An 18,474-nucleotide genomic window follows, 5' to 3' on the forward strand; every position below is an offset into this window, starting at 1 on the left:
CAGTCTTATTGACTGATTTCTAAAACTGGCACTGTCATTATAACTTATGTATAGTTTGAAAACAAGTGATGAGATAAAAATAGTCGATAAAAACGAATACATATGAAACGAGTTAATAAAACAAATAGAAGGAAAGAATAAAGATTAATACTGATCCTACGACGATGAAAATCCCTTTTAAATTAATGATGTTTTCGCTTACCGTATTTTTAGGATGAATTACGGTACTTGCTTCATTCCTATGTTCCACGTCTGATCACCTCATCTTTCTGTTGGTGGTCGTTTAGAATGAACTCTTTCTGTAACTATATTATAACATAAAAGCTTTTAAAAAAAGTTAATATAACAAAAAAGAAATGTAAAATTTAGAATTCTTAAGATTTTCCTATGTGTTAGGAAAAATACGGATTTTTTCCTGGAAAAGTATGACATATTTTATACAAAAAAGTGAAAATGTATGGATTTTTTGGGATTAAACTATGAAATTAATAGCATTGATTAGCTAAACATGGTATTATATTTACGGTCATTTTAAAAATTAGGAGGTTTAAAATGGAAAGTTCAAAGAAAATCGCCTGGTATAACCTTGCGTTTATCGCATTTTCTACTGTTTGGGGTTTTGGTAACGTTTTAAATGGTTACATGTACTTCAATGGTGTGCAGGTTATATTCAGTTGGATTCTGATGTTCGCCTTATATTTTGTGCCTTATGCATTAATGGTAGGTGAGCTTGGATCAGCATTTAAAAACTCTGGTGGTGGAGTTAGTTCTTGGATACATGAAACAATTAGTCCTAAGTTTGCATATTATGCAGGTTGGACTTATTGGGCGTGCCATGTAACTTATATCGCCAGTAAAGGAAGCGGAGGTTTAAAGGCATTAAGCTGGATGATCTTCCAGGATAGTGAAACCTACGCAAGCTTCAACAATCAGCTCATTCAGTTAGCAACATTGGGTGTCTTCTTATTCTTCTGCTGGATTGCCAGCAAGGGGTTGAATCCATTGAAAAAACTGGCAACCATTGCCGGTACATCTATGTTTGTCATGTCGATTTTATACATCATCATGATGTTTGCGGCACCTGTCATCAATCCGGGTGGAGGGTTCTTACAAGCAGACTTCAGTATGGATAATCTGATTCCGACATTTGACTGGAAATATTTCTCATCGTTATCTATTCTTGTATTTGCGGTAGGTGGATGTGAAAAGATTTCTCCATATGTAAATAAAGTAAAAGATCCTTCAAAAGGATTCCCAAAAGGTATGATTGCTTTGGCGATCATGGTCGTTGTTTGTGCAATCTTAGGTACGATCGCAATGGGCATGATGTTTGATCCTGTGGCAATCGCAGAAAACTTTGACTCTTATAATGCAAATGGTTCTTATTGGGCATTCCAAAAGTTGGGTGAATATTATGGATTAGGTAATACTTTAATGATTATTTACGCTGCTTGTAATGCAATCGGTCAGTTCTCTACTTTGGTTATCAGTATCGATGCTCCGCTTCGTATGTTGTTAGATAATGAGGACGCAAGACAATTCATTCCAACAAAGTTATTGAAACAGAATAAGCATGGTGCATATATCAACGGTATTTGGATGGTAGTAGCGTTATCAGGTTCTATCATCTTGATTCAGGCATTGGTGCCGAATGCAGATACGGTACTTCGTCAGTTGACTCAGTTGAATTCCGTTACGATGCCAATGCGTTACTTGTGGGTATTCTTAGCATATATCATGTTACGTAAAAAGATCGATAAGTTTAATCCGGAATATAAATTTGTGAAGAATCAGAAAATCGCATATTTCTTTGGATTCTGGTGCTTCTTCGTAACTGCATTCTGCTGTATCCTTGGTATGTACAAGGAAGGCGATATCTTTACAACATTGTTAAACGTGATTACACCATTGGTATTATTTGCATTAGGTCTGATTTTACCTATGATCAAAAAACGTGAAAAAACAAATTAAGAAAACATAAAGACAAGGTAGGGATATCTTGTCTTTCGCTATATAAGAATGAAAGTTTGTGCTATACTAATGGCATATAGGAAAGTTATTAGGAGGTTTATTTATGTATAAAGAAACAGTAAAAGAGTTATTTGATTTTATTCAGAATAGTCCAAGTTGTTTTCACGCAGTGGATGATATGAAAAGAATGTTGAAAAAAGCCGGATATGAAGAATTAAGAGAATGTGAATCATGGAATTTGAAAAAAGGCGGAATGTATTTCACTACAAGAAACGGATCTTCTTTGATCGCCTTTCACATTGGTAAGGAATTGAGTGATTATCATTATCAGGTAACATCATCTCACAGTGATTCTCCTACTTTTAAGGTAAAGGAAGAGGCAGAATTAAAAGGAAAAGGTGGATATGTACAACTGAATACAGAAGGTTATGGTGGTATGTTGTGTGCTACTTGGATGGATCGCCCTTTATCGTTAGCCGGACGTGTTTTAGTAAAAGAAGACAATCGTTTTGTAAGTAAACTAATTTCATTTGATTCTGATTTGGTGTTGATTCCAAATGTAGCGATTCACATGAACCGTGAAGTGAATAAAGGGATGAACTACAACAATCAAATTGATATGTTGCCATTGTTCTCAGCAGGAGAATGTGCAGAAGGTGATTACTATGAATTGATTGCGAAAGAATTAGGCGTAGCAAAAGAAGCCATATTTGGGACTGATCTATATCTGGTCAATCGTATGAAACCTTGCATTTGGGGAATGAAAGAAGAGTTTATTTCTTCGCCTAAATTAGATGATCTACAATGTGCATTTACCTCCTTAAAGGCGATGATTGCCGGTGTCAATGAGAAAGCGGTAAATGTATTTGCTTGTTTTGATAATGAAGAAGTCGGTTCAGGAACAAAACAAGGAGCTTGTTCAACGTTCTTATTTGATGTACTTCAAAGAATCAATGAAAATCTCGGTTATGCGAAAGAAGATTATTATCGAGCTGTCGCAAAAAGCTTTATGGTTTCTTGTGATAATGCGCATGCCGTTCATCCAAATCATCCTGAAAAAACAGATGCAGAGAACTGTACGTATATGAATGCAGGTATCGTCATCAAATATAGTGCAAATCAGAAATATACAACAGATGCGATCAGCTCAGCTGTATTTAGCGGAATTTGTGAAAAAGCAGGTGTACCTGTACAACATTTTGCGAACCGAAGTGATGCAGCAGGCGGAAGTACATTGGGAAATCTGTCATCTCAGAAGGTTTCCATGCATACGGTAGATATCGGATTGGCTCAATTGGCAATGCATTCTGCTTATGAAACTGCAGGTATCAAGGATTCTCAATATATGATCGATGCTTTGACTTGTTTCTATAACACCAATTTGAATATCACAGATAGTGAATCCATTGAGGTAGAAGAAAACTAATGGCAAAATCAAAAAAGAAGCATGTGGATAATCTATATCAGATAAAAAAACTAGATACAGAATACAACCATGCTTTTCAAAGAGTTTATGATGCATTAATGAAATCGCAAAAAAGTGATGCAGATATCAATATCATAGCGAATATTGCCATACAGCAATGTCTGGATGGCATGCATGATGAAAAGAAAGCTACTATGGTGATACCAAAGGATGTCAAAGAATATATCAACAAATACAGTAAGGGACCTGTTTTTAAGGAAATGAAGAAGAAAATAAGAAATCAAGATTATGAAAAATTCCAGATTGGAAGTATTTGGAGTGTATTTGCGATCTGTATCGTATTGTTCTTTTTCAAAAACTTACTTATGCAAGAGTTTTTGATCAATTATATCGTTGACGTTGTGGTTGCCTGTTTCGCAGGTGCCATTGCTTTTCAAAATTTCTTGATCAAGCGAAGGATCATTCAACGCTATGAATTCGGAAATTTTTATACACAGTTAGATGTGATAACGCTGATTGCTTGTATATTCATTAAAGTGATTTCACCTGGGAATTTCGATATTACGTATCTGATCCTTGTGATTTCTTTCTTTGTGACAAAGAAGAAAATCAAACCGCAATTTGAGGCGGTTATATAAATTGTAAAAAGGAATCAATGCAAGCTTCGTACTGGATTGATTCCTTTTTAATTATAAATAATTAACAGCGATGATTGCGATACCCAAAACGGTTAAAACGACACCTGTAGCACGATTTAAGGTAATCGGCTTTGCTTTATTTGCGAATTTAGCCGCAACTCTAGCCCATAAAAGAGTGGAAGCAATACAGAAAATAAGTGCCCAAACATCAGGAGCGCCACCGATAGCAAAATGTGAAAGTGCCCCGGTCAAGGCAGTGAAGGTCATGATGAAGACACTGGTGCCGACTGCTGTTTTTAACTCATAACCTAGCACACTGGTTAAGATCAATAGCATCATCATACCTCCACCGGCACCGATAAAGCCGCATATAAATCCGATTAAAATACCACAAACGATGGATTGCAGGAAACGTTTTTTTGGATCTACAGCACCCATAGACTCTTTAGTTGTCATCACAGGACGAACGATAAATTTGATACCTAATAAAAGTGTCATAAAGGTAGAAAAACCACCCATGGCACTATTTGGCACAAGGGATGAAATCCAACTACCTACAAGCGTAAAGATCAAAACGGTAATCATCATGACGATACCATTTTTAATATCTAGATTCTTATTTTTTCCATATGTATAGGCAGAAATCGCACTTGCAAGTACATCCGAAGCTAAGGCAATTCCAACTGCTTCATAAGCAGGCATACCTAAAAAGGAAATCAACATAGGAGATATGACAGCGGCAGCACTCATGCCCGCAAAGCCAGTACCTAAACCGGCACCAATGCCGGCGATAAAACAAACAACGAATTTTAATAACATACAGGACCTTCTTTCTATTTTACAGCGTGACGAATATTGGTTTCCATTTTTTCAAACAAACAAGATAGCATTGCGACCTCTTCTTTTGTGAAATCCTTGACCAACGTTTGAAAAAATGTAGATTGAGCGATCCTTCCTGCTTCAATGATGACATCTGCAGCAGGCTTTACTTGAAGATGGATCTTTTTTTTATCATCTTCATGTTTCCAACTGGATAAGAAGTCACGATCGATCAAATGCTGAATTGAGGTAGAAACATGAGATTTGCTTAAGCCACGACAATGAATGATGTCACTGGCTGTATCAAATTGAGGGTTGTTCGCTAAAAATAACAGGATGTCTAATTCCATTCGTTTGATACCATATTGTTGTAATACAGGTTCCATACATTGGTCATATAATCGTTTGATCAATGAGATGTGTATCATATAAGCATGACTCATATCGTACCTCCAATATTGTTCTATTTAGAACTATAATACAGTATAGACGTAATTTTAAATGATGTCAATATCGGAAAGATCAATCATGTAGATGACTAAGTTATTTCCGCAGTCTGATGAAATTTTCTGGATGTTATTCCATGGCTATTATGTTATGATATTGAAGCATAGGAAGAGAGTGATAGAATGAAATATTGGGATGATTTTTTTAAACAAGAAGAACAACAGGAATATTATCAACAGTTGATGGGATTTCTGAGAGAAGAATATCAAACAAAGACCATATATCCACCCCAAGAGGATCTCTTTACTTGTTTTAAGGCTTGTCCATATGAAGATGTAAAGGTAGTGATGCTGGGACAAGATCCTTATCATGAGGTACATCAGGCACATGGATTATGCTTTTCAGTACGAAAGGGAGTAAAAATTCCACCGAGTCTTAGAAATATTTATAAAGAACTAAAAAATGATCTGGAAATCGATATACCATCCCATGGTTATTTAATGGATTGGGCAAAGCAAGGTGTTTTTATGATGAATGCAGTTATGAGCGTTGTGGAAGGGCATGCCGGAAGTCATCAAAAGAAAGGCTGGGAAATGTTTAGTGATCATGTCATGCAAGCTTTAAATGAACATGAAGAAGGAATCGTATTTTTGTTATGGGGGAATTGGGCGATAAAAAAAGCTGAGCTTATCAGCAATCCTCAACATAGGATCTTGACATCTGCACATCCTTCTCCACTCAGTGCAAATCGAGGCTTTTTCGGTAGTCGTCCTTTTTCGAAAACCAATGAATATTTAAAGGAACTTGGAAGAGAGCCAATCGATTGGCGAATCGGAGAATGATGATGTGGACATGTGCAAATGATGTAGTGACGTTTATTGAACAACGCAAAAACCGAGGCTATGGGTTACAGCATTTTAAGGATTATATGAAAAGTATCGGTGATCCACAAAATCAATTGTGTAGCATTCATGTGGCCGGAACCAATGGGAAAGGATCTACCACAAATGATATACGAAATGTATTACAAGAAGCAGGGTATCGTGTGGGAAGTTTTACCTCACCTTATATGATTACCCACTATGATCGCATTCGAATCAATGATCAAAACATCAAGGAAACAACGTTTCTTTCCATAGCCAATGAATATTATGATTCTTGGATCACATGGGATCTTAGTATGTTTGAAATAGATATGTGTATTGCGGTTATATATTTTGTGAAAGAACATGTAGATTATTGTGTGTTTGAGGTAGGTCTAGGAGGACGATTGGATGCTACCAATATCCTTTATCCGATGGTATCGATCATAACCAATATAGGATTAGATCATATGGAATTATTGGGAGATACCAAAGAAAAAATAGCGAGAGAAAAAGCCGGAATCGTGAAAACAGGTATCCCACTGATAACAGGTGAACATGCGAAAGAATGTTTGGATGTATTTAAGGAATGTGTGCAAAAGAAAACGACTACTTTGATAGAATGTGCAATGCCGAAGCATATCGTTGAGCATGAGGATGGTATTTGGTTTGATTATAAAGATAGAAAAAACCTTCACTTACAAAGTCATGCAGCTTATCAGGCGTATAATGCTTGTTTATGTATTGAAGTCATTGACTATTTGAATGCATATCATGATATAAAAGTAAGTGAGGAAGCATTAAGAGTTGGTTTAAGAAAGGCGAATTGGATCGGACGCTTTGAAATGATGCGTCAGCATCCCTTATTACTATTAGATGGAGCACATAATGCGCATGGAATACAGGCATTGGTTGATAGCTTACAAGGAAGATCCTCTATCCGTATCATTTTTTCTGTATTAAAAGATAAAAATTTTGAAGAAATGCTGGATATATTAGAAACCTTGACACAAGATATCGTCGTGACGCCGTTTCAAAATGAACGAGCTTTGGATGTACATGTGTTAAAAAACAGATCTCATATCACCTTAGAAGAGGACTATCGAATCGCAATCCAAAAAGCGATGAGTGATGGTGTTGATACCGTGATTACCGGTTCACTTTACTTTATCAGTGAGGTAAGGGCATATATATTAAACATAATGGAGAAAGAGGAGGGAATGACATGATCGTGTGTGTGGGACAAAGTGCTTATGATATCACTTATGTGATACATGAAGATTTGGTGGAAAATCAAAAATATCGTATTTATGAAACAATGGAATGTATTGGTGCACCAGCTAGTAATGCAGCTTGTTTGTGTGCGAGATGGGAAGAGGAAACCGCTTTGATCACCAGAGTTGGAAATGATTTTTACGGAACATTGATTTTAGAAGAATTAAGGAAACAAGATGTAGATGTTCGATATGTAAAACAGCTTGAGGAATTTAAGACACCTGTTTCCACCATTATCACTCATATGGAAAACGGCAGTCGGACCATTTTTAACTGTCCTGGAGTGTTAAAGGAATGTGATTTTGATTATCCGATCGATTGTGATGTGTTGTTGTTGGATGGACATGAATTAACCGCAAGTCTTGAGGCATTGAAACGTTATCCTCATGCAATCTCTATGTTAGATGCAGGTACTTGTAAAGAAGAGACCAAACTATTGGCTGCGATGGTTGATCATTTGGTGTGCTCTGAAGATTTTGCCAGACAATATACGGGAATCACGATCGATAAAAAGAATCCTGATACGGTGATTCAGACTTTTCAGGCATTAAAAAAGCTGAACCAAGGACAGATCGTTGTTACCTTGGGAGGGGATGGATGTCTATACGAACAAAAGAAAGAGATTTTGCATATGCCAGCTTATGCGGTAGAAGCAATCGATACAACAGGTGCCGGAGATATTTTTCATGGAGCGTATGCGTATGGGTTGGCAAAGAAATGGGATTTAAAAACGATCTTGCATGTAGCATCAAAAACAGCAGCACTCTCTACTACAAAATTAGGTGGAAACCTATCCATACCAAAGCTAGAAGAGGTTATATAAAAAGTCAGAAATATCATCTGACTTTTTTTGGTCAAGCTTTCTTTACACGTTGTGCACCCTTTAATGCAAAATATAAAATAGCAACATCAATTGGAAACATGACTACATTTTTGACTAAGCGAATGGTGGTAAACAAAGGGGATTGATACATGATGTTTAACCACAAGGAAGTCAAGATCAAATTGATAAAGATGGTAATGCAGGCACGAGCAAGGATCACTCTAGGGAGTGTGATTTCTTTTTTGTAGAAAAAGCATCCATAAATCATGCCGGTTAAAAATTCATTGATTGCGAATCCTGGAAAATACGGACCATCGGGGCGGATGATGTATTTTAAGGTATCGGCGATAACTCCTGCAAAACCGGTAATGGCAGGGCCATAAATCATACCGGAAACACCGGCAAACACACTAGAGAATCCAATGCGAAGGGTTGGTGTAATGGGGATGAACAAGGAGCCGACGGCAACATTTAATGCCGTCAACATAGCGCATCCGCAAATAGATGTCACACGTTTCAATTCCTTGGCGGAATGAGATATCAGCTTTGGAAGCTGAACGATTTCTTGAGCAAAGTTCATATAAAAATACCTCCTTTTCCATATTGCATATAGAAAAAGAGGTATTGATTTTCTATTGCAACAGCGGGATGCGAGATAAAAACCGCAAGGGTTACCTTTTCGCCCACACGACAACTCCCCGTTCGTGGGTACTTAACGCTTTTATCTCTACTCTGCGTACGCTAGACATTATAGTGTATTTACATAGGATTTACAATAGGTTTCATAAAATTTCATAAATTCATTTATGTGATGGAAGCTTCATAAATGGATTGAATGGAATCCATCAACATTGCTTCAAATGCGTGATCATCCAGATCGACATGCAATCCTTCTGTCAATGCTCTTGAAAAACTGGCAATCAAACCGGGGTTTCTGGCAAGCAAAGCATTGGCCTCTTCCCTACAATAGCCACCGGATAAGGCAACAACTCTTACAACATGTGGATCACACATGATATCTGAATAAAAGCCATCCTCACTTGGAAGCGTTAATTTAAACATGATTTGACTATCATCTTCCATTGCATTTAAATGAGCCAGTATGGATCGTTTTAATAACTGTTCGCACTCTTGTTTATCTAAAGCATGGATGTCAATTTCAGGCTCTAGGATAGGAACAAAACCAGCACGTGCAATCTGATGTCCAATTGCAAATTGTTGTTCGACGATTGCTTCAATACCTTTTGGATCTGCTTGTTTGATAACAGAACGCATCTTTGTGCCAAAGATATGACGTTCTTTGGCTCTTCGTAATAATTCATCTAGATTGGTCATTGGTTTCATAAGCTGAACCCCATTCTCAAGTGGTGCTAAACCCTTATCTACCTTTAAGATCGGAAGGATACCTTTTATATTCCAAAGATAATCTGCACTATATTCTCCACAAATTTTACGATCCATGGTTTTTTCGAAAAGGATAGCCGCAAGAATGTGTTTGCTTGTAAATGCAGGGCTGGTAATGATTCTGGTTCGCATTTCATGGACGAGATCAAACATTTCATCATCGTTTTGATATGCGGATTCTTCAATACCATATAAACGTAATGCTTTAGGAGTGCTACCGCCACTTTGATCTAAGGCAGCGATAAAGCCTTTGCCGTTTCTCATTCGTTCTAATTGTTCACTTTTCATGATCAGACCTCCTTCGCCAAATTATGGTGTTCCTCTACTTGTATCTTAGCACTGAATTTCATGTTACGCTATGCTTCCGACAAAAAAAGAACAAATTTATTCTTGTTCTTTGGAAATGCTGGATTCAAAATCATGTAATAGCTGATGCATGGACAATAAATCAAATACTTGTTCATCACTCAACTGTTTTTCATAAGCGTCTATCACATTCGATACGGTCTTCGCTAATGGATAAGGCTCCCCGTTTTGGGTACGGATAAAGGATAAATGCCAATGATCCTGTTGAATGGTTAACGTAATCGAAGCGCAATCCTCTCCCATATCACCCCAAATAGGCTTACTGAAAAGGTCACAATGATAAACAAAATTGGTACCTTTGTGTTGTTCTCTATATGCTGAAAGCTCTTGTAATTTCATAAACGTACTCCTTTTTACGTTATTTATTATAAACACAAAAGCGGAAAATCTCAAAAGCTTTGTATAGAAAATAGAAAATGCTACAAAATAAGGAAACTGTCTAGGGATGTGGCGTTGCAATTCATGTAAAAGTGAAGTATACTAAAGATACATAGAGGGAGTAGGAACGTGTGATAACGTGATAAGTCAACAATCCCGACGACATACGCCTGGCTTATCTTAAAAACCGAGACTCATGTATAGAAAGCTATATATGAGCTTTTTTTGTATCATGACGAGGAGGATGCGATATGAAACCGTATCAAATGGAAAAAGAAGAGGTTTTAAAGGAAGTAAAAAGTTCAAGCAGTGGATTAAGTAAAGAAGAGGCATGCAATAGGTTAAATAAGTATGGATATAATCGATTAAAAGAAGCAAAAAAAGACAGTTTTTCAAAACGCCTTATGAAACAATTATCAGATCCGATGATCATCGTATTGATTGCAGCGGCTGTGATTTCCGGTATTACTTCAGCTTATGCACATGAAAGCTTTGCGGATGTTTTTATCATCATGTTTGTTGTTATCGTGAATGCTGTATTGGGACTTTATCAAGAAAGCAAAGCAGAAAAAGCAATCGATGCGTTAAAAAAGATGAGTGCTGCCAAAAGTAAAGTTATGAGAAATGGTGAACTATGCGTGGTAGCAAGTGAAGAGCTTTGCGTAGGCGATGTGATTTTACTAGAAGCAGGAGATGCCTTACCTGCAGATGCCAGAGTATTAGAGGCAGCCAGTTTAAAGGTGGAAGAATCTGCATTGACCGGAGAAAGTGTGCCTGTGGAAAAAAGCGAAGTGAGGCTTACAAGTGAGGAAAAAACGATTCCTTTAGGTGATCGAAAAAATATGTTATATATGGGTAGCAGTGTTGTATATGGAAGAGGCTATGCAGTGGTTACTGCTATTGGTATGGATACGGAGATGGGGAAGATCGCAGATGCAATCAATCAAAGCAAAGAAGAAGCAACACCGCTTCAAATGAAGCTGAATCAGCTCTCTAAGATCTTAAGCTTTTGTGTACTTGGTATTTGTGTGCTTATCTTTCTATTTGCCCTGTGGAAAAGCAAAGATATGAGTGGCACGGTCATCATGGATACCTTTATGTTAGCGGTGTCTTTGGCAGTAGCGGCAATTCCTGAGGGACTAGCAGCAGTGGTAACGGTACAACTTGCGATCGGTGTAACCAGAATGAGCAAACAACACGCCGTGATAAGACAACTAACAGCTGTGGAAACGTTAGGCTGTACCCAAATCATCTGTTCAGATAAGACAGGAACCTTGACACAAAATAAAATGACGGTCGTAGAACATTATGGTACAGATGAAAAGCTTTTGGCAACGGCGATGAGTTTATGTAATGATGCAATGGTCGCAAGTGATGGGACAATTGAGGGGGAACCGACAGAAAGTGCATTGGTTGCATATGGGGAAACCTTCTTTCATAAAAAAGAAGTCTTAAAACAATTACCTAGAATTAAGGAAGCACCATTTGATTCCATGCGAAAAATGATGACAACGATACATGAAAATAGCGATCATACTTATCTTCAATTCAGTAAAGGAGCACCGGATGTCTTGCTAGCGAAATGTACTCATTATATAGAAAATGGGGTCATCAAAGAGTTGGATGATCAGAAGCGAGAAGAAATCCTGAACCATAACAAACACTTTGCGGATCAGGCATTGCGTGTGTTGGCGGCCGGCTATCGTTGTTTTGCCACAGAAGAAATGTTACCAAAGTCAGTAGAAGAGATGGAACAACAACTGATTTTTATCGGTTTATGCGGTATGATCGATCCAATACGTGAAGAGGTAAAAGGGGCAATCAAACAATGTCAAGAAGCAGGAATTCGCCCTGTCATGATTACCGGAGATCATGTAGATACCGCCATTGCGATAGCGTCTCAGCTTGGTATCCTGCATGTAAAGGAAGAAGCAATCACGGGTGCACAACTTGATGAGATGAGTGAGGAACAATTTCAAAAGAACATTGAACGCTATTGTGTTTACGCAAGAGTTCAGCCGGAACATAAGGTGAGAATCGTAGATGCATGGAAGGCGAAAGACAAAGTTGTCAGTATGAGTGGGGATGGGGTTAACGATGCGCCAAGCATAAAACGTGCAGATATTGGTGTCGGTATGGGTATCACCGGTACAGATGTTACCAAAAATGTAGCGGATATGGTATTGGCAGATGATAATTTTGCGACTATTGTTTCCGCAGTTGGTGAAGGACGAAGAATTTATGACAATATCAAAAAAGCAATTCAGTTTTTATTGTCAAGCAATATCAGTGAGGTAGTATCCATCTTTGTTGCTACGATGCTGGGTTTTACGATTTTAATGCCTGTTCATATTTTATGGGTCAATTTATTGACTGACACCTTCCCAGCCCTTGCTTTGGGTATGGAAGGCGCAGAAGAGGATGTAATGAAACGACCTCCTCGTCCCAAAAAAGAAGGATTATTTGCGGATGGTATGGCATTCGATGTCATTTTTCAAGGAATCGTTATCTCCATCATTATATTGATGGCATATTTGGTAGGCCATTATATAGAAGCCGGAGTATGGGAAATCACAGACAGTCAAGATGGTATGACAATGGCGTTTTTAACGATGTCGATGACTGAAATGTTTCATTCCTTCAATATGAGGTCTTTGAAGCACTCTGTTTTATCTATGAAAAAACAAAATCTTTATTTGTTGGGAAGTCTTGCAGGGTGTCTGGCATTGACATTGATGGTCATCTATATTCCGTTTTTAGCGAACCTGTTTGAATTTGAGCATATCAGTGGATTTGAATTTATGATAAGTATCGTTATGGCATTTTGTATTATACCGATCGTTGAAGTTGAAAAAGCAGTCATACGTCATCTTCATGGAGTGCATAAGGAAAAATGTTAGAAAATGATGGCTTCACGTTATATTTACTTTTACTTTTTGATATCCGTGATATAATAAACCTAGCCAAAAAGGGAGGAACTTTATGAAAATTTTAGTTACCGGAGGTACCGGATTTATTGGAAGCCACACTGTTGTGGAATTATTGGAAGCAGGAAATGAAGTTGTCATCTTAGACAATCTTTATAATTCTCAAAAAGATGTTTTGGATAAGATTGAATCTATCACAGGAAAACGTGTGGCCTTTTATGAAGAAGACTGCTGTGATGAAACAGCATTAGAAAAAATCTTTGAAGAACATGATATCGATGCGGCCATACATTTTGCCGGCTATAAGGCAGTAGGTGAATCAGTCGCAAAACCGATCATGTATTATCAAAATAATTTAATGAGTACACTGGCTTTGTGTAAGGTCATGGCAAAGCATGGCTGTAAACGTTTGGTATTTTCATCTAGTGCAACAGTTTATGGAAATCCAAAGAGTGTGCCTATCAAAGAGGATTTTCCATTAGGACCTACTACAAATCCATATGGAACGACCAAATTAATGATCGAACAAATTTTAAAGGATCTGTATATTTCAGACAATGAATGGAATATTGCATTATTACGTTACTTTAATCCAATCGGTGCACATAAGAGCGGATTATTAGGAGAAAGTCCAAATGACATTCCTAATAATTTGATGCCTTATATCGTAAAAGTGGCTAATAAAGAATTGCCTTATTTACATGTATATGGAAATGATTATCCAACACCGGATGGAACTGGGGTTCGTGATTATATTCATGTTGTAGATCTTGCGAAGGGACATGTGAATGCAGTTCATAAAGTGATGGAAAACATCGGTGTAGATGCTTATAACTTAGGTACAGGTATTGGATATAGTGTATTGGATGTTGTCAATGCGTTTGTAAAAGCAAATGGTGTGGAAGTACCATATCAGATCGATCCAAGACGACCTGGAGATATTGCACAATGTTATGCAAGTACAGAGAAGGCTTATCAAGAACTTGGTTGGAAAGCGGAAAAAAATCTGGAAGAGATGTGTAAGGATGCATGGCATTTTCTTGAAACCAGTAAATAAATAGAGATTACGTTCAGAGCAAATCTGGACGTTTTTTCTATGTTGTAAAAAAATTAACTATTTTATGACAATCACAGATTGTAAGAAAAAGGAAAAAGATGTATGATTATATGACAAATAAGTGATAATGGGAGGTGCCGTTATGAATGCTGTTATCCTGGCTGCAGGAGTGGGGCATCGTATGATCAATTTAACAAGGCAGTTAAATAAGACGCTGCTTCCAATTGGAGGTATGCCAATCATTGAACGTACCATCATTTATCTGAAACAAGCTGGTATCAATGATATTACGATCATTACGGGACATAAGCATGAGATGTTTTTGCCATTGGAGAAAAACTATCATGTGCGTTTGATTCATAATAAGAAATATTCAGTTTACAATAGCATTTACTCAATGAAGTTGGCACTTGATTGTTTAGAAGATACGTTTGTCATACATGGAGATGTGATCTTATTTAAAAATCTTTTTATCAAGAAACCTGAAAAAACAACACTATATACCATTTTCAAAAATCCTAAAGGTGTACCGACCATTGAGGTTAAGACGGATCAATATCGATTGATGAATGGTTTTTCTTTAAGTAAAGCAAATGAGATGATTACCACTCATTTAGGTGTCACCTACTTTACCAAGCAGGATTCTGAATTGATTAAGAAGCATTATGCCAGTGAAATACAGGAGAAGAAGCTCAGAGAATATAAGGGTGAATTGGATATGGAACTATTTACGTTGTTTCAAGGAAAACCATTGGATATCTGTCATATAGATAATCGATATGCAATGGATATCAATCTAGTAGAGGATTATTATCAAGCGTGTATCAAATATGAAACATATTGGAAAAATCAATAGTGGATAAATGGGATAAAACAGGGAAAAAGACAGAAAAAAAGAAAAAAGAAGTTGCAATTTGAAAATATGTGTATTATATTATATAGGTGCTGCTTTGAGTGGTGCTTTCACATGCGTGGGAGAAGGTGCAACCCCTTCATCAACCACTGCATAAGACAACAATATATAGGAGGTGTGTCTTGTGAGTAAAAAAGTTGCAAAAATTTGTAAACTACAGTTCCCAGCAGGAGGAGCTAGACCAGGACCAGCGCTTGCATCTGCAGGTATTAACATGCCACAGTTTTGTACAGCGTTTAACGATGCTACAAAAGATCGTAGTGGAGATATGGTTCCAGTTATTATCACTGCATACGAAGACAAGAGCTTTGATTTCGTATTAAAAACAACACCAGCATCCATTATGATCAAAAAAGCTGCTGGTATCAAAAAGGCATCAGGAGATCAGAAAGTTTCAGCTGGAAAGATCACTGTTGACCAATTACGTGAAATTGCAGAATACAAAATGCCTGACTTGAACGCTAATGACGTTGAAGCTGCTATGCGCATCGTTGCTGGTACAGCTAAAAACATGGGTGTTGAAGTTGAAGGCTTCGAAGGTTAAGAAAGGCGAGAGGTAAATAAATATGGCAAAAGTAGGAAAAAAATATGCTGAAGCTGCTAAGAAAGTTGATCGCTCAAAATCTTATCCTGTAGCAGAAGCTGTAGCATTAGCAAAAGAAACAAACACAGTTAAATTCGACGCATCTGTTGAAGTTAGCTTCAAATTAAATGTAGACCCACGTCATGCTGATCAGCAGATTCGTGGTGCAATGGTACTTCCACATGGTACTGGTAAAACTCAGAAAGTGTGTGTGATTGCTCAAGGACCTAAGGAACAAGAAGCAATCGACGCAGGAGCTGATTTTGTCGGTGGTAAAGAGTTGCTAGACAAAATGCAACAAGGATGGTTCGATTTCGATGTCATCGTAGCTACTCCTAACATGATGGGTGAATTAGGTAAGTTGGGTCGTGTATTAGGACCTAAAGGCTTAATGCCAAACCCTAAGACAGGAACAGTAACTATGGATGTTACAAAAGCTGTTGAAGATATCAAAAAAGGTAAAGTTGAATATCGTGTAGATAAAGAAGGTAATATCAACCTAATGATCGGAAAAGTTAGCTTTGATGATGAAAAATTGGTGGATAACTTCAACGCAATCTACAAGACAATTCTTAAAGCTAGACCAGCTGCAGTAAAAGGTACTTATATCAAGAACCTTGTATTGACAACAACAATGGGTCCTGGTATCCATGTAGCTGTTGAAAAATACTAATTGACTTTTTTGTAGAAGTTGTATAAAATAGCTATGTTATCAATATACCATAGACAGTAACGGTCGAAAGACTTAATCATGTTACCGAGGTAGAAAGTTTAAGATACATTTCTTTCACCCGTACGTCTATACATGCGGGTGATTTTTATAAGCTCTTAAGGTATATTGTTACATATAAATTTAGGAGGTGTAAAGTTAATGAACCAGGCGATTATCGATGCTAAAAAGACAGTTGTTTCTGAAATCGCTCAGAAAATGAAAGAGTCTGATTCTACTGTTGTTGTAGAATACCGTGGACTAACTGTTGCTGAAATGACTCAGCTACGTAGAGATTTGCGTGCTGAGGGTGTAGATTTTAAAATTTACAAGAACTCTTTGGCACAGCGTGCTGCTGAAGAAGCCGGTGCAACTGATTTGGCAAAAGATCTTGTTGGACCAAACGCAATCGCATTTGGAGCAGATGCAGTTGCTCCTGCGCGTGTACTTGCAAAATTCGCTAAGAAACACGATAAACTTGTGTTAAAGAGCGGTATTGTAGAAGGTAAGGTTGTTGGTGTAGATACCATCAAAGAACTTGCTTCTTTACCTAACCGTGAAGGTATGTTATCAATGCTGTTAAGCTGCTTACAGTCACCAGTACGTGGATTTGCATGTGCGGTTAAAGCTGTTGCTGACAGTAAAGGTGAAAACGGCGAAGCTGCTACTACTGCAGAAGCTACAAGCGAAGAGGCTGCTGCTTAATTGACAGTAGCAAAATAAAATAAACTTAGGAGGACATGAAAATGGCAAAATTAAACCAGGAAGACATTTTAGCTTATTTAGAAGAAGCTACAATCTTAGAACTGAATGAATTAGTAAAAGCAATCGAAGAAAAATTTGGCGTAACTGCTGCTGCACCAGTTGCTGTAGCTGCTGCACCTGCAGAAGCAGAAGCTTCTGGACCAAGCGAAGTAACTGTTACATTAACTGATGTTGGTGGAACTAAAGTTGCTGTAATCAAGGCTGTACGTGAAATCACTGGATTAGGTCTTGTAGATGCTAAGGGTATCGTTGACAAATGCCCAAGCGTAATCAAAGAAAACATCAAACCAGAAGAAGCAGAAGAAATCAAGAAGAAATTGATGGATGCTGGTGCTTCTGTTGAAGTTAAATAATTAACTTTACAACTCTAAATTTAACAAAAAGCCTTCGGGCTTTTTGTCACCTAAAAAGGCGGGATAACGATGGATCATTATTTTACAGATAATCGTCATTTAGCAGAAAACCGGAAGGAAATATCTTTCCGGTTTTGGTGTTTTACCTATACCTTTATTACAGATAACGGTGTGTTTAGTAAAGATAGTGTCGATTTCGGTACACGAGTTTTGCTTGATACACTTTGTAAAAAAGGTGAATTGGGCGAACATATCCTTGATGTTGGCTGCGGCTATGGGGTTATTGGCATCACTTTGAAGAAAATCTATCCTAAGGCACAAATGGAAATGGTAGATGTCAATCCCAGAGCTGTGTTACTGGCAAAAGAAAATGCTGACAAAAATAATATAGAAGCCAATATTCATGAATCTGACGTATATGAAAGCGTAGAAGGGAATACTTTTACTGATATCATTACCAATCCACCCATTCGTGCAGGAAAAAAAGTGATTTATAAAATTTTTGAAGAAGCTTATGATCATCTTGCTACAAATGGTAATTTATGGGTCGTGATACGAAAGCAACAAGGAGCTGCAAGTGCAGTTACAAAGATCAAAGAGATCTTCGGAAATTGTGAAATCATTAACAAAGAAAAAGGTTATTTTATTTTAAATGCGAAAAAGCATTGACAATTTGACGTTTGATTGCTATTATAATAAATTGCATAATACTAAAATAATAAAATGGGATTTTGTGCCTTATTTTGGTAGAGAAAAC

At 37.4% G+C, this 18,474-nt stretch carries 20 protein-coding genes, 1 riboswitch and 1 other annotated feature; of the genes, 14 read left to right on the forward strand and 6 right to left on the reverse strand.

What is annotated here, in order from left to right; all coding sequences use genetic code 11:
* Positions 1-112: 112 nt before the first annotated feature.
* On the reverse strand, positions 113-250 hold the full coding sequence (locus UGRO018_RS14920) for a hypothetical protein (RefSeq protein ID WP_416327296.1): 138 nt from the start codon (positions 248-250) through the stop codon (positions 113-115).
* Positions 251-552: 302 nt separating this feature from the next.
* Here UGRO018_RS14920 and UGRO018_RS14925 point away from each other — a divergent pair, with 302 nt between their 5' ends.
* From UGRO018_RS14925 to UGRO018_RS14935, 3 genes are all read left to right on the forward strand, one after another.
* A complete protein-coding gene (locus UGRO018_RS14925; RefSeq protein ID WP_416327297.1) occupies positions 553-1,971 on the forward strand; it encodes an APC family permease in 1,419 nt (472 codons plus the stop codon).
* 103 nt (positions 1,972-2,074) lie between these two features.
* Complete coding sequence (locus tag UGRO018_RS14930) at positions 2,075-3,397, forward strand: M18 family aminopeptidase (protein WP_416327298.1); 1,323 nt, start codon at positions 2,075-2,077, stop codon at positions 3,395-3,397.
* Positions 3,397-4,035, forward strand: a complete 639-nt coding sequence (locus tag UGRO018_RS14935) for a transporter (RefSeq protein WP_416327299.1) — start codon at positions 3,397-3,399, stop codon at positions 4,033-4,035. The genes UGRO018_RS14930 and UGRO018_RS14935 overlap by 1 nt, the downstream gene beginning before the upstream one ends.
* A 51-nt stretch (positions 4,036-4,086) precedes the next feature.
* Here UGRO018_RS14935 and UGRO018_RS14940 read toward each other — a convergent pair whose 3' ends face one another.
* Positions 4,087-4,854, reverse strand: a complete 768-nt coding sequence (locus tag UGRO018_RS14940) for a sulfite exporter TauE/SafE family protein (protein ID WP_416327300.1) — start codon at positions 4,852-4,854, stop codon at positions 4,087-4,089.
* A 14-nt stretch (positions 4,855-4,868) separates the two neighbouring features.
* Entirely contained in the window at positions 4,869-5,297 is a 429-nt protein-coding gene (locus tag UGRO018_RS14945) for a MarR family winged helix-turn-helix transcriptional regulator (protein ID WP_416327301.1), read from the reverse strand.
* 186 nt (positions 5,298-5,483) lie between these two features.
* Here UGRO018_RS14945 and ung point away from each other — a divergent pair, with 186 nt between their 5' ends.
* From ung to UGRO018_RS14960, 3 genes are read left to right on the forward strand one after another with little or no spacing between them, the layout of a single operon-like run.
* Positions 5,484-6,143 carry a uracil-DNA glycosylase gene (gene ung, locus UGRO018_RS14950; RefSeq protein ID WP_416327302.1) on the forward strand — a complete coding sequence of 220 codons (660 nt, stop codon included), beginning with the start codon at positions 5,484-5,486 and terminating at the stop codon, positions 6,141-6,143.
* A 2-nt stretch (positions 6,144-6,145) separates the two neighbouring features.
* Positions 6,146-7,393, forward strand: a complete 1,248-nt coding sequence (locus tag UGRO018_RS14955; protein WP_416327303.1) for a bifunctional folylpolyglutamate synthase/dihydrofolate synthase — start codon at positions 6,146-6,148, stop codon at positions 7,391-7,393.
* Positions 7,390-8,262, forward strand: coding sequence for a carbohydrate kinase family protein (locus UGRO018_RS14960; protein WP_416327304.1), 873 nt, complete (start codon positions 7,390-7,392; stop codon positions 8,260-8,262). The genes UGRO018_RS14955 and UGRO018_RS14960 overlap by 4 nt, the downstream gene beginning before the upstream one ends.
* A 31-nt stretch (positions 8,263-8,293) precedes the next feature.
* On the opposite strand, the gene UGRO018_RS14965 is transcribed toward UGRO018_RS14960, so the two are convergent.
* From UGRO018_RS14965 to UGRO018_RS14975, 3 genes are all read right to left on the reverse strand, one after another.
* Positions 8,294-8,842 (reverse strand): folate family ECF transporter S component, encoded by a 549-nt coding sequence (locus tag UGRO018_RS14965; protein ID WP_416327305.1) that lies wholly within the window; start codon positions 8,840-8,842, stop codon positions 8,294-8,296.
* 59 nt (positions 8,843-8,901) lie between these two features.
* Positions 8,902-8,999: riboswitch (THF riboswitch) on the reverse strand.
* A 67-nt stretch (positions 9,000-9,066) separates the two neighbouring features.
* The gene (locus UGRO018_RS14970) at positions 9,067-9,954 is read right to left on the reverse strand and encodes a fructose bisphosphate aldolase (protein ID WP_416327306.1); all 888 of its coding nucleotides are present in this window, start codon (positions 9,952-9,954) and stop codon (positions 9,067-9,069) included.
* A 96-nt stretch (positions 9,955-10,050) separates the two neighbouring features.
* Complete coding sequence (locus UGRO018_RS14975; protein WP_416327307.1) at positions 10,051-10,371, reverse strand: hypothetical protein; 321 nt, start codon at positions 10,369-10,371, stop codon at positions 10,051-10,053.
* Positions 10,372-10,661: 290 nt separating this feature from the next.
* On the opposite strand from UGRO018_RS14975, the gene UGRO018_RS14980 reads away from it, so the two are divergent.
* The 8 genes from UGRO018_RS14980 to UGRO018_RS15015 all read left to right on the forward strand — a co-directional run bounded on the left by UGRO018_RS14980 (position 10,662) and on the right by UGRO018_RS15015 (position 18,386).
* Positions 10,662-13,310 (forward strand): calcium-translocating P-type ATPase, PMCA-type, encoded by a 2,649-nt coding sequence (locus UGRO018_RS14980; RefSeq protein WP_416327308.1) that lies wholly within the window; start codon positions 10,662-10,664, stop codon positions 13,308-13,310.
* Positions 13,311-13,392: 82 nt separating this feature from the next.
* On the forward strand, positions 13,393-14,394 hold the full coding sequence (gene galE, locus UGRO018_RS14985; protein WP_416327309.1) for a UDP-glucose 4-epimerase GalE: 1,002 nt from the start codon (positions 13,393-13,395) through the stop codon (positions 14,392-14,394).
* Positions 14,395-14,536: 142 nt separating this feature from the next.
* A complete protein-coding gene (locus tag UGRO018_RS14990; RefSeq protein WP_416327310.1) occupies positions 14,537-15,250 on the forward strand; it encodes an NTP transferase domain-containing protein in 714 nt (237 codons plus the stop codon).
* Between the two features lie 181 nt (positions 15,251-15,431).
* Positions 15,432-15,851 carry a 50S ribosomal protein L11 gene (gene rplK, locus UGRO018_RS14995; protein ID WP_416327311.1) on the forward strand — a complete coding sequence of 140 codons (420 nt, stop codon included), beginning with the start codon at positions 15,432-15,434 and terminating at the stop codon, positions 15,849-15,851.
* Between the two features lie 22 nt (positions 15,852-15,873).
* Positions 15,874-16,563, forward strand: coding sequence for a 50S ribosomal protein L1 (gene rplA, locus UGRO018_RS15000; RefSeq protein ID WP_416327312.1), 690 nt, complete (start codon positions 15,874-15,876; stop codon positions 16,561-16,563).
* 29 nt (positions 16,564-16,592) lie between these two features.
* Positions 16,593-16,720, forward strand: a sequence feature (ribosomal protein L10 leader region).
* A 41-nt stretch (positions 16,721-16,761) separates the two neighbouring features.
* A complete protein-coding gene (gene rplJ, locus UGRO018_RS15005) occupies positions 16,762-17,304 on the forward strand; it encodes a 50S ribosomal protein L10 (RefSeq protein ID WP_416327313.1) in 543 nt (180 codons plus the stop codon).
* Positions 17,305-17,345: 41 nt separating this feature from the next.
* Positions 17,346-17,717 (forward strand): 50S ribosomal protein L7/L12, encoded by a 372-nt coding sequence (gene rplL / locus UGRO018_RS15010; RefSeq protein ID WP_416327314.1) that lies wholly within the window; start codon positions 17,346-17,348, stop codon positions 17,715-17,717.
* Between the two features lie 69 nt (positions 17,718-17,786).
* On the forward strand, positions 17,787-18,386 hold the full coding sequence (locus tag UGRO018_RS15015) for a class I SAM-dependent methyltransferase (protein ID WP_416327315.1): 600 nt from the start codon (positions 17,787-17,789) through the stop codon (positions 18,384-18,386).
* Positions 18,387-18,474: the final 88 nt, after the last annotated feature.

This window comes from Hoskinsella mucinilytica, from assembly GCF_045223415.1.
GTDB classification, from domain to species: Bacteria; Bacillota_I; Bacilli_A; order Erysipelotrichales; family Erysipelotrichaceae; genus Hoskinsella; species Hoskinsella mucinilytica.

Coding starts and splice junctions, on each gene's coding strand:
- UGRO018_RS14965 (WP_416327305.1), bottom strand. CDS start 8,842: ATGAACTTTGCTCAAGAAATCGTTCAGCTTCCAAAGCTGATATCTCAT.
- rplL (WP_416327314.1), top strand. CDS start 17,346: ATGGCAAAATTAAACCAGGAAGACATTTTAGCTTATTTAGAAGAAGCT.
- UGRO018_RS14960 (WP_416327304.1), top strand. CDS start 7,390: ATGATCGTGTGTGTGGGACAAAGTGCTTATGATATCACTTATGTGATA.
- UGRO018_RS14980 (WP_416327308.1), top strand. CDS start 10,662: ATGAAACCGTATCAAATGGAAAAAGAAGAGGTTTTAAAGGAAGTAAAA.
- UGRO018_RS14955 (WP_416327303.1), top strand. CDS start 6,146: ATGTGGACATGTGCAAATGATGTAGTGACGTTTATTGAACAACGCAAA.
- UGRO018_RS14975 (WP_416327307.1), bottom strand. CDS start 10,371: ATGAAATTACAAGAGCTTTCAGCATATAGAGAACAACACAAAGGTACC.
- UGRO018_RS14935 (WP_416327299.1), top strand. CDS start 3,397: ATGGCAAAATCAAAAAAGAAGCATGTGGATAATCTATATCAGATAAAA.
- UGRO018_RS14990 (WP_416327310.1), top strand. CDS start 14,537: ATGAATGCTGTTATCCTGGCTGCAGGAGTGGGGCATCGTATGATCAAT.
- UGRO018_RS15015 (WP_416327315.1), top strand. CDS start 17,787: ATGGATCATTATTTTACAGATAATCGTCATTTAGCAGAAAACCGGAAG.
- UGRO018_RS14970 (WP_416327306.1), bottom strand. CDS start 9,954: ATGAAAAGTGAACAATTAGAACGAATGAGAAACGGCAAAGGCTTTATC.
- galE (WP_416327309.1), top strand. CDS start 13,393: ATGAAAATTTTAGTTACCGGAGGTACCGGATTTATTGGAAGCCACACT.
- rplJ (WP_416327313.1), top strand. CDS start 16,762: ATGAACCAGGCGATTATCGATGCTAAAAAGACAGTTGTTTCTGAAATC.
- ung (WP_416327302.1), top strand. CDS start 5,484: ATGAAATATTGGGATGATTTTTTTAAACAAGAAGAACAACAGGAATAT.
- rplA (WP_416327312.1), top strand. CDS start 15,874: ATGGCAAAAGTAGGAAAAAAATATGCTGAAGCTGCTAAGAAAGTTGAT.
- UGRO018_RS14930 (WP_416327298.1), top strand. CDS start 2,075: ATGTATAAAGAAACAGTAAAAGAGTTATTTGATTTTATTCAGAATAGT.
- UGRO018_RS14945 (WP_416327301.1), bottom strand. CDS start 5,297: ATGAGTCATGCTTATATGATACACATCTCATTGATCAAACGATTATAT.
- UGRO018_RS14940 (WP_416327300.1), bottom strand. CDS start 4,854: ATGTTATTAAAATTCGTTGTTTGTTTTATCGCCGGCATTGGTGCCGGT.
- UGRO018_RS14925 (WP_416327297.1), top strand. CDS start 553: ATGGAAAGTTCAAAGAAAATCGCCTGGTATAACCTTGCGTTTATCGCA.